The 14863-nt window shown below is 66.3% G+C and carries 11 protein-coding genes; 8 read left to right on the forward strand and 3 right to left on the reverse strand.

The genetic code is table 11. The features are described 5' to 3' along the window. Positions 1–36: 36 nt before the first annotated feature. The 4 genes from ACQY46_RS20695 (at position 37) to metH (ending at position 8348) form a co-directional block, all read left to right on the forward strand. On the forward strand, positions 37–2340 hold the full coding sequence (locus tag ACQY46_RS20695) for a mechanosensitive ion channel domain-containing protein (RefSeq protein WP_428697859.1): 2304 nt from the start codon (positions 37–39) through the stop codon (positions 2338–2340). 338 nt (positions 2341–2678) lie between these two features. Continuing rightward, entirely contained in the window at positions 2679–3689 is a 1011-nt protein-coding gene (locus ACQY46_RS20700; protein ID WP_428697860.1) for an ArsR/SmtB family transcription factor, read from the forward strand. Between the two features lies 1 nt (position 3690). Continuing rightward, positions 3691–4608, forward strand: a complete 918-nt coding sequence (gene metF, locus ACQY46_RS20705) for a methylenetetrahydrofolate reductase [NAD(P)H] (protein WP_428697861.1) — start codon at positions 3691–3693, stop codon at positions 4606–4608. An 8-nt stretch (positions 4609–4616) separates the two neighbouring features. Beyond that, positions 4617–8348 (forward strand): methionine synthase, encoded by a 3732-nt coding sequence (gene metH / locus ACQY46_RS20710; RefSeq protein ID WP_428697862.1) that lies wholly within the window; start codon positions 4617–4619, stop codon positions 8346–8348. Between the two features lie 87 nt (positions 8349–8435). Here metH and ACQY46_RS20715 read toward each other — a convergent pair whose 3' ends face one another. Further along, on the reverse strand, positions 8436–9506 hold the full coding sequence (locus tag ACQY46_RS20715) for an acyltransferase family protein (protein ID WP_428697863.1): 1071 nt from the start codon (positions 9504–9506) through the stop codon (positions 8436–8438). A 225-nt stretch (positions 9507–9731) separates the two neighbouring features. Continuing rightward, positions 9732–11204 carry a catalase gene (locus ACQY46_RS20720; RefSeq protein WP_428697864.1) on the reverse strand — a complete coding sequence of 491 codons (1473 nt, stop codon included), beginning with the start codon at positions 11202–11204 and terminating at the stop codon, positions 9732–9734. Between the two features lie 132 nt (positions 11205–11336). On the opposite strand from ACQY46_RS20720, the gene ACQY46_RS20725 reads away from it, so the two are divergent. The 4 genes from ACQY46_RS20725 to ACQY46_RS20740 all read left to right on the forward strand — a co-directional run bounded on the left by ACQY46_RS20725 (position 11337) and on the right by ACQY46_RS20740 (position 14188). After that, on the forward strand, positions 11337–12302 hold the full coding sequence (locus ACQY46_RS20725; RefSeq protein WP_428697865.1) for a LysR substrate-binding domain-containing protein: 966 nt from the start codon (positions 11337–11339) through the stop codon (positions 12300–12302). Then, positions 12295–12945 carry a LuxR C-terminal-related transcriptional regulator gene (locus tag ACQY46_RS20730; RefSeq protein ID WP_428697866.1) on the forward strand — a complete coding sequence of 217 codons (651 nt, stop codon included), beginning with the start codon at positions 12295–12297 and terminating at the stop codon, positions 12943–12945. Before ACQY46_RS20725 ends, ACQY46_RS20730 begins: the two co-directional genes overlap by 8 nt. After that, entirely contained in the window at positions 12942–13262 is a 321-nt protein-coding gene (locus ACQY46_RS20735) for a DUF2293 domain-containing protein (protein ID WP_428697867.1), read from the forward strand. The genes ACQY46_RS20730 and ACQY46_RS20735 overlap by 4 nt, the downstream gene beginning before the upstream one ends. A 128-nt stretch (positions 13263–13390) precedes the next feature. Continuing rightward, the gene (locus ACQY46_RS20740) at positions 13391–14188 is read left to right on the forward strand and encodes a hypothetical protein (RefSeq protein ID WP_428697868.1); all 798 of its coding nucleotides are present in this window, start codon (positions 13391–13393) and stop codon (positions 14186–14188) included. 48 nt (positions 14189–14236) lie between these two features. Here the strand turns inward: ACQY46_RS20740 and ACQY46_RS20745 are convergent, their stop codons facing one another. Continuing rightward, positions 14237–14854, reverse strand: a complete 618-nt coding sequence (locus ACQY46_RS20745) for an MOSC domain-containing protein (protein ID WP_428697869.1) — start codon at positions 14852–14854, stop codon at positions 14237–14239. Positions 14855–14863 lie beyond the last annotated feature (9 nt).

Consider the following 14863-nt stretch of genomic DNA (forward strand, 5'->3'; position numbering starts at 1 on the left):
GCTCGGACCGGCGCGGGCGGTTCGGGGGAATGGCACATGCAGGAACATCGCGGCACATCGGCACCGGCCTTGCGCGCCGCAGGCGTGGCGCAGGGTTTGCGCCTCCGGGAACGCTTCCTTGCCCTTTCCCGCCATGCGCGCGCTGCCTTGGCGTCGCTCCTCTGCGTCCTGGCGACACCGGTCGCTGCCCGGGACAATGCCGTTGCCATGGCGGAAATGGCCGGCGACCGCGAACATGTCCGCCTGGCCCTGCAGGTGCGCGACGCACTGGGCCGTGCGATCGCCTCCCTCTCCGACTTTCCCGCACTTACCCGCGAGATGCTGGCCGCTCGTTCCCCCGACGGAACGACCGACTGGCTCTGGACCGTTGCCATCGTGCTTGCCCTGGCGATCATTGCCGGCTTCGGCGCGCTGCGGCTGACCGAGCGCTGGGGCCGGCAGAGGTTCCGCACCGTCTACGACACGGTTCCCCGGGACCGGGCTGCAAGGATCGCCTGCCTTCTTGCCACGGCCGTGCTGATGGCTTTCGCCGTGCTGGCCTTCGCGGCGACCGCCACGATGGTCACGCTCGCCTTCGTTTCCGGGCATCCGGCCGCCCGCGTCTCGGTCTTCATCGCGCTGGAATTCGCGGTGCTGGTTCTTGGCCTGCGGCTCGTTCTCCACGCCGTTCTGGCGCCGCGCAGCGCGGCATTCAGGATGTTCGATCTCACGAACCGGGACGCCATGGGCCTCTACCGTTCGATCCTCGGGGTCGGTGCACTGACGGCCGCCATGGTCGCCCTGTGCGAGTGGATGGACGCCATGGGCCTCGACGAGAACGCCCACAGACTGGTGGTTCTTGCCACGGTCGGCCTCACCTGCCTGACCCTGTCGGGGGTGATCGTCGCCTACCGGGCCGCCTTCAACCGGCTGATTCACGGCGATGCCGGGCAACGCGACGGCCCCGGTGTTGCCCGGCGTATCGTTTCGCTTGTCTGGCTGCCGGCACTCCTGGTCTATTTCCTCGCGGCCTTCCTCGTCTCCGGCGGCCGCGTCCTCCTCGACAAGCCGGCCGCGCTGGGACTGGTCGGGGCGCCGGTGATCTCCGCGCTGATCTGGGCCGCCATCTACGGCGTGCTTCTCCTGCTGATCGACCGGATGCTCCTGCCCCGCCTCGACAGCGACACAGGCCGGCAAAAGCTCCTGGACGATATCGCCCGGGCCGATGAAACCGCCGGCGAAATGCCCGACCATGACGCCAACCGCGCCCAGGCCGCGGCCGAAGCGATCGAGGCGGAAGACCGGCGCTCGCCCTATCGCGACCTGCTCGACCACGGCGCGATGATCCTGTCGCTGGTGATCGCGCTCGGCTACCTGATCCTGCGCTGGGGCATTCGCATCTCCGACGACAGTTCGATCGTCGCCAACCTGTTCGAGATCGGCGTTATCGTTTTCCTCGGCTACATGGCCTACCGGGCGGTCGAGATCGCCATCGACCACCAGATCCTGCTTGAGGGCGGAAACGCGGCTCCCGGCGAGGATGCGGAAGTGGGCGGCGCCGGCGAAAGCAGGCTCGCCACCCTGCTGCCGATCTTCCGCAACTTCCTGCTGATCTCGATCGTCGTCATCGCCGGCATGGTGGCGCTGTCGCAACTGGGCGTGAACATCGCGCCGATCTTCGCCGGCGCCGGCGTCGTTGGCCTCGCCGTCGGATTCGGCGCGCAAACGCTGATACGCGACATCTTCTCCGGCGCCTTCTTCCTGATCGACGATGCCTTCCGCAAGGGAGAGTACATCGACATCGGCGACGTGAAGGGCACGGTCGAGAAGATCTCCATCCGCTCGATGCAGTTGCGCCACCACAACGGCCCGCTCAACACCGTGCCCTTCGGCGAGATCAAGTTCGTCAAGAACTTCTCCCGCGACTGGGCTGTCATGAAGCTCGCCTTCCGTGTCACCTATGACACGGACGTGGAGAAGATGCGCAAGCTGATCAAGAAGTTCGGCCAGGAGCTGCTTGAGCATCCCGACTACGGGCCGAAGTTCCTTCAGCCGGTGAAATCGCAGGGCGTCACCGCGCTTGAGGACTCCGCCATGATCGTCCGGGTCAAGTTCATGACCCGGCCGGGCGACCAGTTCGAACTTCGCAAGGTCGTCTATTCCGGCATCCGCGATCTGTGCGAGGCCGCCGGCATCCACTTCGCCCACCGCGAGGTCACGGTGCGCGTCGCCCAGGAACCCGGCGACACGCGCCAGTTCTCCGAAGCGGAGAAAAAGGCGATCGCCGGGGCCGTGCTACCGGCTCTGGACCCGCAGCAGGGACAGGCTTCCGCCGGGGCGGGGACAGCCGACGGACGGTAAACGGCCGGGTCTGGGATTCCGGTCCCCTCTCCCTCAAGGCGCATTCCTGCAAGTGCCCGCCCATGGCGGCACCCGGTCCGCCTCGCCTGACGGGACATCCGCGCAGGGGCCACCCGGGCGCTCGCCTTCGCTGCGGCGGAGTACTCATCAGGTCCGTCTCCGCGAACGCAGCCTCCCTCCCGGCGGTGTGCCGCGGCCGTCGGCCGTCCGGACGCACCCCTCCTCGCTGTCCCCATCCGCAACCGGATCGACCCTTGATTTTTGCGGAATACAGGTATAAAGATATCTTTATATCTTCCTAGGAGATCGACCCCGAAACCCGGGCAGCGAGGACACCAATGACCAGGGAGCCGCTCCTGAGCGCCGAACAGCTTCTTGCAGGCCTGCGCACGGTCGGCGAGGACACACGCCTGCGCCTGCTGGCTTTGCTGGCCGACGGCGAGCTGACGGTCAAGGACGCGACTGTCATTCTTGGCCAGAGCCAGCCGCGCATTTCCCGCCACCTGAAGCTTCTGACCGAAGCCGGCCTCGTCCAGCGTTTTCCCGAAGGCGCCTGGGTTTTCTATCGGCTCGGCGACGGCGCCATGGGCGATCTCGCCCGCCTGCTCCTGTCGCGCCTCGACCCGCAGGACGCGGTGCTGGCCGGAGACCGGGTGCGCCTCGCCGCCACCCGCCGGGCCAAGGCGGAAGCCGCGGCCGCCTTCTTCGCCTCCCGAGCCCAGACCTGGGACCAGGAGCGCTCGCTGCACGTTCCCGAGGCTGCCGTCGAGGCGACCATTCGCGAGCTTGTCGGCGGCAAGCCTTTCCGTTCGCTTCTCGATCTGGGCACCGGCACCGGCAGCCTGATCTCCCTGTTTGCCGGTCAGTACCAGCAGGCGGTCGGCCTCGACGCCAGCCACGACATGCTGACGGTGGCGCGCGCCAACCTCGCCCGCCAGGGGCTGAGGAACGTGCAGGTCCGCCAGGGCGACATCTACGCGCTCAACGTGCCGGCCGAAAGCCACGACCTCATCACCTTGCACCAGGTGCTGCATTTTCTTGACGACCCCGGTCGTGCCATCGAGGAGGCAGCCCGCGTGCTGCGTCCCGGCGGACGCCTGCTGATCGTCGACTTCGCCCCGCACGAGCTGGAGTTCCTGCGTGACGCCCATGCCCATCGCCGTCTCGGCTTCTCGCACGAGCAGATGGACCGCTGGCTGCACGAGGCCGGGCTCGAAGTGGTCGAGGTCCGCGATCTGAACGCCGATGCCGGCGAGGCCGACCGGCTCACCGTGACGATCTGGCTCGCCCGCGATCCGCGCATCGTTTCCGATCTACCCGAATTGAACCTGACCCAGGAGGTCGCCTGACATGTCTTCCATCGACAAATTCCGCCGCTTCGAGCTGGACGAAGGTGCGGGGGTTTCCGTCTCCTTCGAGTTTTTCCCGCCGAAGAGCGAAAAGATGGAAGCCTCGCTGTGGGCAGCCGTCCAGCGGCTTGAGCCGCTGTCGCCGTCCTTCGTGTCCGTCACCTACGGTGCCGGCGGTTCCACCCGCGAACGCACCCATCGCACCGTCGAGCGGATGATCAAGGAGACCGGCCTTGCCCCGGCCGCCCATCTGACCTGCGTCGGCGCCTCGCGCGAGGAGGTCGACGCCGTCGTGCGCGACTATCACGAGCTTGGCGTGCGGCACATCGTGGCGCTGCGCGGCGACCCGCTGGAGGGCCTCGGCGCCATCTACAACCCGCATCCGCAGGGCTATGCCTACGGTTCGGACCTTGTTGCCGGCATCCGCCGCGTCTCCGAGGATTTCGAGGTCTCCGTCTCCGCCTATCCCGAGCGCCACCCGGAAAGCCCGGACTGGGGCTCGGAGATCGACAACCTGAAGCGCAAGGTCGATGCCGGCGCGACCCGGGCGATCACCCAGTATTTCTTCGACAACAACCTGTTCGAGACCTTTCTGGAAAAAGTGCGCGCGGCCGGTATCACCATTCCGGTCGTTCCCGGCATCCTGCCGATCGTGAATTTCGAGACGACCATGGTGTTCTCCGCCAAGTGCGGCACCTCGATCCCGCACTGGCTGGCCAGGCGTTTCGCCGGCCTCGACCAGGACGCGGAGACCCGCAAGCTGGTCGCCTCGGCGGTGGCCTGCGAGCAGGTGCTCGACCTGGTCGATCGCGGCATCACCGACTTCCATTTCTACACGATGAATCGCGCCGACCTCACTTTCGCGATTTGCCACATGCTGGGCCTGCGCCCGGCTCCCCTGGAACAGCAGGCGGCCTGAGAGACATCATGACCAGCAAGACCGACGCCGCGGCGACACTCAAGGCCGCGGCAGCAAAGCGCATTCTCGTCCTCGACGGGGCCATGGGCACGATGATCCAGGACCTGCGGCTGGACGAGGCCGGCTATCGCGGCGACCGCTTCAAGGACTGGCACCAGGACGTGAAGGGCAACAACGACCTTCTCAACCTGACGCAGGGCCCCGCGATCCGCGACATCCACGTCGCCTATCTGGAGGCCGGCGCCGACATCGTCGAGACCAACACGTTCTCCTCCACCACCATCGCCCAGGCCGACTACGCGATGGAGGAGATCGCCTACGAGCTCAACCTGGAAGGCGCGCGGCTGGCGCGCGCCGCCTGCGACATCGTCACGGCCCGCGAACCGGACCGCCCGCGCTTCGTCGCCGGCGCGCTCGGCCCCACCAACCGGACCCTGTCGATCTCCCCTGATGTCAACAATCCGGGCTTCCGGGCGGTCAGCTTCGACGAGTTGAAGACGGCCTACGCGGAGGCCGTGCGCGGCCTGATCGACGGCGGCTCCGACCTGCTGCTCGTCGAGACCATCTTCGATACGCTCAATGCCAAGGCCGCCCTCTTCGCCATCGACGAAGTGCTGGAGGAAAAGGGCGTCAAGCTGCCGGTGATGATCTCCGGCACGATCACCGACCTCTCCGGACGTACCCTGTCGGGCCAGACGCCCGAGGCGTTCTGGTACTCCCTGCGGCACGCGACACCGTTCTCCATCGGTCTCAACTGCGCGCTCGGCGCCAAGGAGATGCGCGCCCACGTGGCGGAGCTCGCCCGCGTCGCCGACACGCTGGTCTGCGCCTATCCCAACGCCGGCCTGCCGAACGAGTTCGGCGAGTATGACGAAAGCCCGGAGGCAATGTCCGCGCTGGTCGGCGAGTTCGCCCAGAGCGGGCTCGTCAATATCGTCGGTGGCTGCTGCGGAACGACCCCCGACCATATCCGCGCCATCGCCGAGGCCGTCGCGCCGCACGCACCGCGCTCGATCGCCGCTCCGCCGCGCCACATGCGGCTTTCCGGCCTGGAACCCTTCGTGCTGACGCCGGAGATCAATTTCGTCAATGTCGGCGAGCGCACCAACGTCACCGGCTCGGCCCGCTTCCGCAAGCTGATCAAGAACGACGACTACCCGACCGCCCTTGATGTCGCCCGCCAGCAGGTGGAGAGCGGCGCCCAGATCATCGACGTCAACATGGACGAGGGCCTGCTCGACTCCAAGGAGGCGATGGTCACCTTCCTCAACCTGATCGCCGCCGAGCCGGACATCGCCCGCGTTCCGGTGATGATCGACAGTTCCAAGTGGGAGGTGATCGAGGCCGGGCTGAAATGCGTCCAGGGCAAGCCCGTGGTCAACTCGATCTCGATGAAGGAAGGTGTCGACGCCTTTATCGCACAGGCGAAGCTGGTGCGCCGCTACGGCGCCGCCGTCGTCGTCATGGCCTTCGACGAAAAGGGCCAGGCCGACACCCAGGCGCGCAAGACCGAGATCTGCCAGCGCTCCTACGACATCCTCGTCAACCAGGTCGGCTTCCCGCCGGAAGACATCATCTTCGACCCGAACATCTTCGCGGTCGCGACCGGCATTTCCGAGCACGACAATTACGGCGTCGATTTCATCGAGGCGACCCGCTGGATCCGCCAGAACCTGCCGCATGCGCATGTCTCGGGCGGCGTGTCGAACCTTTCCTTCTCGTTCCGCGGCAACGAATCCGTGCGCGAGGCAATGCATTCCGTGTTCCTCTACCACGCCATCCAGGCGGGCATGGACATGGGTATCGTCAATGCCGGCCAGCTTGCCGTCTATGACGACCTCGACGCGGAGCTGCGCGATCTTTCGGAGGACATCGTCCTCAATCGCCGGTCGGATGCGACCGACCGGCTGCTGGATGCGGCCGAACGCTACAAGGGCCAGGGCGGCAAGCAGACCGTCAAGGATCTGGCCTGGCGCGACCTTCCCGTCGAGGAGCGTCTCAGCCACGCGCTGGTCAGCGGCATCACGGATTACATCGAGACGGATGTCGAAGAGGCGCGCGCCAAGGCCGAACGCCCGCTGCATGTCATCGAGGGGCCGCTGATGGCCGGCATGAACATCGTCGGCGACCTGTTCGGCGCCGGCAAGATGTTCCTGCCGCAAGTGGTGAAATCCGCCCGCGTCATGAAGCAGGCCGTCGCCTACCTGATGCCCTACATGGAAGCGGAGAAGCGCGAGCAGGGCATCGAGGACATGCCCAGCGCCGGCAAGATCCTGCTCGCCACCGTCAAGGGCGACGTCCACGACATCGGCAAGAACATCGTCGGCGTCGTGCTCCAGTGCAACAATTTCGACGTCATCGACCTGGGCGTCATGGTGCCTGCGGCGAAGATCCTCGAGACCGCGAAAAAGGAAAAGGTCGACATCATCGGCCTGTCCGGCCTGATCACGCCCTCGCTCGACGAAATGTGCCATGTGGCGGCCGAGATGGAACGCGAAGGCTTCGACCTGCCGCTGCTGATCGGCGGCGCGACGACGAGCCTGATCCACACGGCGGTGAAGATCCACCCGAACTACAAGCGCTCGCAGGCGGTCTATGTCACCGATGCGAGCCGCGCGGTCGGCGTGGTCTCCAAGCTGCTCGGCGAGAGCCAGCGCGATACCTATATCGGCGAGATCCGGGCCGACTACGCCCGTGCCGCCGAAGGACATGCCCGCTCGCGCGGCAATGCGCGCCGCACCAGCATCACCGAGGCTCGCAAGAACCGCTTCCGGCCCTCCTTCGAGACCTACCGGCCGAAGGCGCCCTCGTTCCTTGGAACGAAGGTGATCGACAACATCGCGCTGGAGGACCTTGCCGAGGTCATCGACTGGACGCCCTTCTTCTCGACCTGGGAGATCAAGGGCAGCTACCCGGCCGTTCTGACCGACAATCGCTACGGCCCGGCCGCCAAGGCGCTGTTCGACGATGCCCGCGAGATGCTGGACGAGATCGTGCGCGACAAGTTGCTGCAACCGAAAGGCGTGATCGGCTTCTGGCCGGCCGCGAGCCGTGGCGACGACATCGTGCTGTTCGGCGACGAGACCCGGTCCGACGAGCGCGCCCTTCTGCACACGTTGCGCCAGCAGATGGCCCGTGCCGAGGGTGCCCGCGCCAATGTGGCCATGGCCGACTTCGTCGCACCCGAGGACAGCGGCATCGCCGACTATGTCGGCGGCTTTGCCGTCACCTCCGGCCATGGCGAGGACAACATCATCGCCCGCTATGTCGCGGCCGGCGACGACTACAACAAGATCCTGGCGCAGGCGCTCTCCGATCGTCTGGCGGAAGCCTTCGCCGAGAAGCTGCACCAGATGGTGCGCACGACGTTCTGGGGCTACGCGCCCGGCGAGGCACTCTCGGTTGCGGACCTGATCGGCGAGAAATATCAGGGCATTCGCCCGGCGCCCGGCTATCCCGCACAGCCCGACCATACGGAAAAGGGCACGCTGTTCGAGCTGCTCGACGCAACCGCCACCGCCGGGATCGAACTGACGGAAAGTTATGCCATGTGGCCGGGCTCCTCGGTCTCCGGGCTCTACTTCGCCCACCCAGACAGCCATTATTTCGGGGTCGGCCGGATCGAGCGCGACCAGGTCGAGGACTACGCGCGGCGCAAGGGCTGGGATCTGGCAAAGGCCGAACGCTGGCTCGCGCCGATCCTCAACTACGACCCGCACCAGATGGAAGCGGCCGAATAGGCCGCACTGTCCACACGGCACAGGAAAGGGCGCATCTCCGGATGCGCCCTTTTTCGTTCAGAACCGGGAAACGTCAGGCCGGAAACGTCAGGCCGGACGGCGCACCAGCGCAAGCGCGCGTGCCCGCACCGCCTCGCCAAGCCGACGCACGATGCGTGCCGCCGGGATTTCCACACAAAGAGTGATCGCCAGCGACACGAAAACAACGCCCGCAAGCAGGGCCAGTGTGGTGCCCGCGAAGCCCAGAAGCGGCAGCAGGAGAAGGAACGCCGCGTAGCCGATATGCTGGTGCAACAGATAGAAGGGATAGGTGGCCCGGCCGGCAATCGCGACGAGCCCCTCAGGCAGGCCGGTCCGCACCGGCCGTGTCGCCAGCGCCAGCACCACCAGGGCTACCGCAACGACAGCCGCGATCAATGGCTGCGAGAACGGCTCCCCGCCATAGAGGCGCACCAGGCCTCCGGCAAAGACCGCCGCACCGGCAATCGCCTGCACATAGGCCGCGGCAAGCACCGCAGTGGCACCGGCCGCACCACGCTCGCGGGCGCGCAGCATCATGCCGAAGGCGAAGAACCCGGCGAAATCCGTCAGGAACAGGCGGCGCAGCGTATCGCTGCCGATCAACGCCTGGTCGAGTGCCGCGATCGCCAGCCAGACAAGAGCTATCGGAACCTGGAAGCGGGCCCACAGCCGCGCCGTCATCAACAGGCCAACCCAGGCATAGAACACGATCTCGGCGACGATCGACCAATAGGCGCCATCCATGAAGGGCTGGCCGAGAAAGGGCGAAAGCATCGTCAGATTGGCGAGATACTGCGGCAGGGTGACCGAAAAGGCGAAACCCGGGACCGCGAGCGTGACCAGCGCCGTCAGGCTCATGCAAAGGACGAAGGTCGGCCACAGGCGGGCAACACGGGCAACGGCGAAGCCGAAAGGGTCGCGCCCTTCGGTCGAGATCGAGATCACATAGCCGGAAATGGCGAAGAAGACCGAGACGCCGAGATAGCCGTAGCGGGCGAAAATGCCGGGATCGCCCGCGACCAGCGGCCCCGCCTCTCCGGTTGCCTGCATGCGGAAGCCGAAATGGAACCAGGCGACAGCGACAACGGCCAGCACCCGTAACAGGTCGAGCCCCGGCCTGCGTGCAGCATCGCTCATGCGTTTCACCCTCCCTGTCCCGTCCCCGGCGCGAAAGCAAGTATGGCGTCCTGCGGTTAAGGGGAGTTGAAACGCCGTACGGCACCCGTACCGCCGAGGGTCGGGCGAGGTTCGGGCGGTCGGCGGTCCAGCCCCTTCCCGCTCACCTGTCATGAAAAAGGGCGCAGCGGCCGGAACCGCTGCGCCCTGTCGTCTTCTCATGCCGCCAGGATGGCGATGCGCGGCTTACTCGGCCGCGTCGCGGGCACCGGAAGCGGCCACCAGCGCGGCGCGCACCCCGTCGCCATAGTCCTGATGGACCTTGTCGAAATGGGCGAGCTGACGGTCGACGATCGCCTGCGGCACGCCGCCCATCGCAGCCGCGATGTTGGAGAACAGGCGCGCCTTCTGCCCGTCGTCGAACAGGTTGAACAGCGCCCGGACCTGGACGTAGTCGTCATTGCCCTCGCGATGGTTGAAGCGGTCGGCATCTCCGGAAATCGTGAGCGGCGGCTCGCGGTATTCCGGTGCCTCGGCCGCGCCGTTCATCGTGTTCGGCTCGTAATAGGCGTCCACATTGCCGGTCTGCTGCCCCATGAAATTCATGTTGCCGTCCTTGTGGTAGTGATGGACGGGGCAACGCGGCTGGTTGACCGGCAGCGCCTCATAATGGGTGCCAAGGCGGTAGCGATGCGCGTCCGCATAGGAGAACACGCGCGCCTGCAGCATCTTGTCGGGCGAGAAGCCGATGCCCGGAACCTTGTTCGAGGGCGAGAAGGCCGCCTGTTCGATCTCGGCGAAATAGTTCTCCGGGTTGCGGTTCAGCTCCATGACGCCGACCTCGATCAGCGGGTAGTCGCCATGCGGCCACACCTTGGTCAGGTCGAACGGGTTGTAGTCATGCTTGTCGGCATCGGCCTCCGGCATGATCTGCACGCACATGCGCCACTTCGGATAGTCGCCCTTCTCGATCGAGCCGAACAGGTCTTCCTGGTAGCTCTCGCGGGTCTCGCCGACCACCTGGGAAGCTTCCTCGTTGGTAAGGAACTTGTGGCCCTGCATGGTCTTGAAGTGGAACTTCACCCAGAACCGCTCGTTGTCGGCATTGATGAAGCTGTATGTGTGCGAGCCGTAGCCGTTCATGAAGCGCGGGCTCGGCGGCAGGCCGCGATCCGACATCAGGATGGTGACCTGGTGCAGGCTCTCCGGCGACAGCGACCAGAAATCCCACATCGCGGTCGGCGAGCGCAGGTTCGACTTCGGATGACGCTTCTGCGTGTGGATGAAATCCGGGAACTTGTAGGGATCACGGACGAAGAACACCGGGGTGTTGTTGCCAACGAGGTCCCAGTTGCCTTCCTCGGTGTAGAATTTCAACGCGAAGCCGCGCACGTCACGCTCGGCATCGGCGGCACCCTGCTCGCCGGCCACCGTGGAGAAGCGCGCGATCATCTCGGTCTTCTTGCCGACTTCCGAGAAGATCTTGGCCCGGGAATACTTGCTGATGTCGTTGGTGATCGTCAGCGTGCCGAAAGCGCCCCAACCCTTGGCATGCACCACGCGCTCGGGAATGCGCTCGCGGTTCTGGTGGGCCAGCTTTTCCAGCAGCTGGTAGTCTTCCAGCAGCAGCGGGCCGCGCGGGCCTGCGGACAGCGAATTCTGGTTGTCCGTAATCGGCGCGCCGGCCGTCGTCGTCAAAACGGGCTTCTTGCCACTCATGATCAGTCTCCCTCTATATCCCGCCCGGCGCCGATCTCGCCGACGGTCAGTTGGAATCAACGCGCGAACCATGCCACAAGGATGACGATCAGGGCCAATCGCATTGAAAGTTGTTCCCGATAAGTTTATCTAATGAGTATGATCACCCTTCGCCAGCTGCGCTATTTCGAGGCCCTGTCCCGTCACCTGCATTTCGGCCGTGCCGCGAATGCCGTCGCCGTGTCGCAGCCCGCGCTGTCCATGCAGATCCGAGAACTCGAGGCGACGCTCGGCGTCGCCCTGTTCGAAAGGCGCCCGAACGCGTTGCGATTGACCGCCGAGGGTCGGGAAATCGCGCGCCGGGCGCGCAATATCCTGTCGGAGACGCGGGACCTTGTCGACTACGGCCGCAGCACCGGCGAGGTCTTGAGCGGCCCCCTCAACCTCGGCATCATCCCCTCCATCGCCCCCTATCTGCTGCCCCGGATCCTGCCGACGCTGAACCGGGCCCACCCGCGCGTCGAGTTGCAGGTGCGCGAGACGCTGACCCAGGCGCTGGTGCAGGAACTGATGCAAGGCGATCTCGACGTGATCCTCGCCGCCCTGCCGATCGACGGCGCGGACCTGGAAACGCTGCCGCTGTTCCAGGACCGTTTCCTGCTCGCCGTTCAGTCGACCCCCGATCTGGACGAGCGCCGCCGGGTGGACGCCGCCGCGGTCGACGGAACCTCCCTGCTGCTGCTCGAGGAAGGTCACTGCCTGCGCGACCAGGCGCTCAACTATTGCGAGGGCCTGCGCCCGTCGGGCCGGGCGGGTTTCGGCGCGACCAGCCTGTCGACGGTGATGCAGATGGTCGCCGCCGGTTATGGCGTGACGCTGCTGCCGGAACTCTGTGCCTCCGTCGAGGTGCGCGACGACCGCGTCTCGCTGCTGCGTTTCGCCGATCCCCAGCCGCAGCGCACGGTGGGCCTGGCCTGGCGCAAGTCGTCGCCGCGCGGACACGACTTTGCGGCACTCGGCGCCTGCATCACCGCGGCAACGGAAGCGCCGGCCATCGCCCCGGCAGCCGGCACCGGCCCGCGAGCCGACGACAATGTCGCGATCCCTCTCGATGCCTGATCCCGCGTTTCCCGAAGATGTCGCCGACGCGGGTCTGGCACTCGCCCTCGGCCTGCTCGAGCGACAGGGCCGCGCGGCCTTCGTCATCGGACCGCAAGCGCAGATCCTTGCCGCCAACGCAACCGCCACGAAAATGACGCGTGCTTCGGCCGGGTTCCCCGTCACCGACGAGCCGGCCGGCCGAAGGCTGGAATTCGCCCATCCGCAGGCCCAGCAGGCCTTCGCCTCCGCCTGGCGCCAGCTGCACAGCGGCACGGCCGAACCGGTTGCCTTTGTCATCTCGGCAGGGTGCGGCCCCTCCCATCCGGTCTATGCGGAACTGCAACGCGTCCCGGAAGGCGGCAGCGATGGGGAACGGGAGGCTCGACAGTCCCTGCTTCTGGTGCTGACCCTGCTCGACCCCGCGCTGCCGGATGCCCGGATCGCGGAGCTTCGCGAAAAGCTGAGGCTCGCCTTCCGGCTGACAGCCCGCGAGGCCTCCGTCGCCGCCGAACTTGCCATGCCGGCGCGCGCGGAGGAGGACGTCGCCGCGCGCCTTGGCATCAGCGCCAACACCCTGCGCACCCATCGCAAGGTCGTCTATGCCAAGCTCGGCATCACAAGCCGCGCCGGGCTCGCCACCCTTGCCGGCCGCCTGCCGTGAGCGGCACGCGGCGCCAGAAGGAGATCCGCAAGGCACTTAGGCTCTTCGCGCCACGCATTCCCTATGCCGATGCCGAGCCGGTCCTCGCCGATGCGCAGGCCCCGCATTTGCGGCACATGCCGCCCTCCATCGCCCTGTGGCTGGCGCTCGTCGCCCATGTCCGCCACGCGCATAGCGACTATGACGCGCTGCTGGACGAAGGCTATGAGCACGACGCCGCGCGCTTCTTCGCGCTCGATGCGATCAACGAGACCCTGCTTGCCTGGGGCGCCACCAGGCAGGTGAGCGCGGACGAAGAGGAGATCAGCGAGGACTGAGAGGCGCGGGCAAGGAGCCTCGCGAAAACAACCAGTGCGAGTATCTTGTTAAATTTGCGTTTGAAAACATGTACCCTGAAATTGACTTTCGGCCACTCCGGCCGCGTCGAAAATCGGGGGTGCCTTTCATGCTGCTGCGATACCTTGCCCGAATGCCGGCCATCCTGCCGGCGCTGCTCGTTCTTGCGCTTGCCGCGCCGGGGGCCGCAGCCCAGGACCTGCCCCCGCCATGGGCCGATGACTTCGCCAGTCCGACCGCCTTCCTCGCCTGCAAGGGCAACCCTTACGCGCTGTGCTACTATTCAGGCCCCGACCAGCCGACCCCGCGCTACGGCAACGTCGCCTCGCCCGCCCTGCCCTGCTCCGTCTCGGACAGCGATGCGAAGGGCGCCGATTGCGCCTGCTACGCGATCACCGAAAAAGCGATCGGCCCGGCCGAATACAACTACGTGCTGATCCACTCCATCCTAAACCCGCAGGTCCGGCGGGAAACGGTCGCGCAATGCGGCGAACTCGGGCGCAACTGCCTGAACATGGTCAACCAGCAAAAATGCGCGGTTCTGGGCAACGATCCCTCGTGCAAGCCCGCTCCGGTCTGCGACTACCTGGGCAATATCGAGAAGGGTACGACCCAGACGCTCTATCCGGACCAGCCGGAGACGAAGCTGATCTCGACCTTCAGCTTCGTCTATTCCTTCAATCACCCGTTCGCCTCCACCGACTGCCCGCAGTCAACCGGCCGCTATGCCGGCTGCATGACCGCGCCCTGCACCACCAATGAGGAAGGACTGACCACCTGCAAGTGCCCGATCGCGGAAGGGCCCTATCAGGTCGGCCAGAACCTCTCGCAATTCCCCGGGCTCGGCTGCGACATCTCGCCGAATGTCTGGTCGGCGGCCAACAACCTTCTGTCCGGACGGGAATAACGCAAAACGGCGGTCAGCGGATCGGGCTACGTCGCTGGCCACCAGCCCTCAGCGGTAGAGCCAGTGCTCGGGAATATGGGCGGTGACCGCCTCGCCCGGGCGAATGACGCCGGGGCGCTCGACATAGGCGACAAGGCCCCGGCGGCGGCGCGCCGTCTTGGGGAACAAAAGGTCGATGCCCTCGCGGTCGGGAAAATGCTCGCCGATGGAGGCACCGGCGATGCGGCAGGGCACGTTGTCGCCGTCAACCCGGAGCACCGCGCCACCGGCAAAGACCAGCCGCGTGCGCGGCGGCACCAGCGACAGGCGCGGCAGGCCTTCGGTCAGGACATTGCCGCCGATCCACTCCGCCTCGATACGCGGCAGGTCCATGTCGGCGGCGACCGCAGCGAGTTCCTCGACGGAGAGGATCGACACCTGGCGCTCGTTGCACATCTCGGTGCCGCGCGGATACCACGGCTCGCGCGAGCCCGACCGACGGGTGTAGCCGGCATGACGGCCGCCCGGTACGCCTTCGAAGCCGAGCTTCAGGGCCGCCGTCCACGTGGTACGGAAATCTTCCGGATCTTTGGTGGCAAACACCTTGACCGCGGTTGCCGCGATCTTGCGCGCCGGCACGATCTGAAGTTCGTCCATGTGCTCGCGTCCGAACAGATCCGTCGCCATCGCCTGGTC

The organism is Stappia sp. (genome assembly GCF_965276915.1).
Taxonomy (GTDB): Bacteria; Pseudomonadota; Alphaproteobacteria; order Rhizobiales; family Stappiaceae; genus Stappia.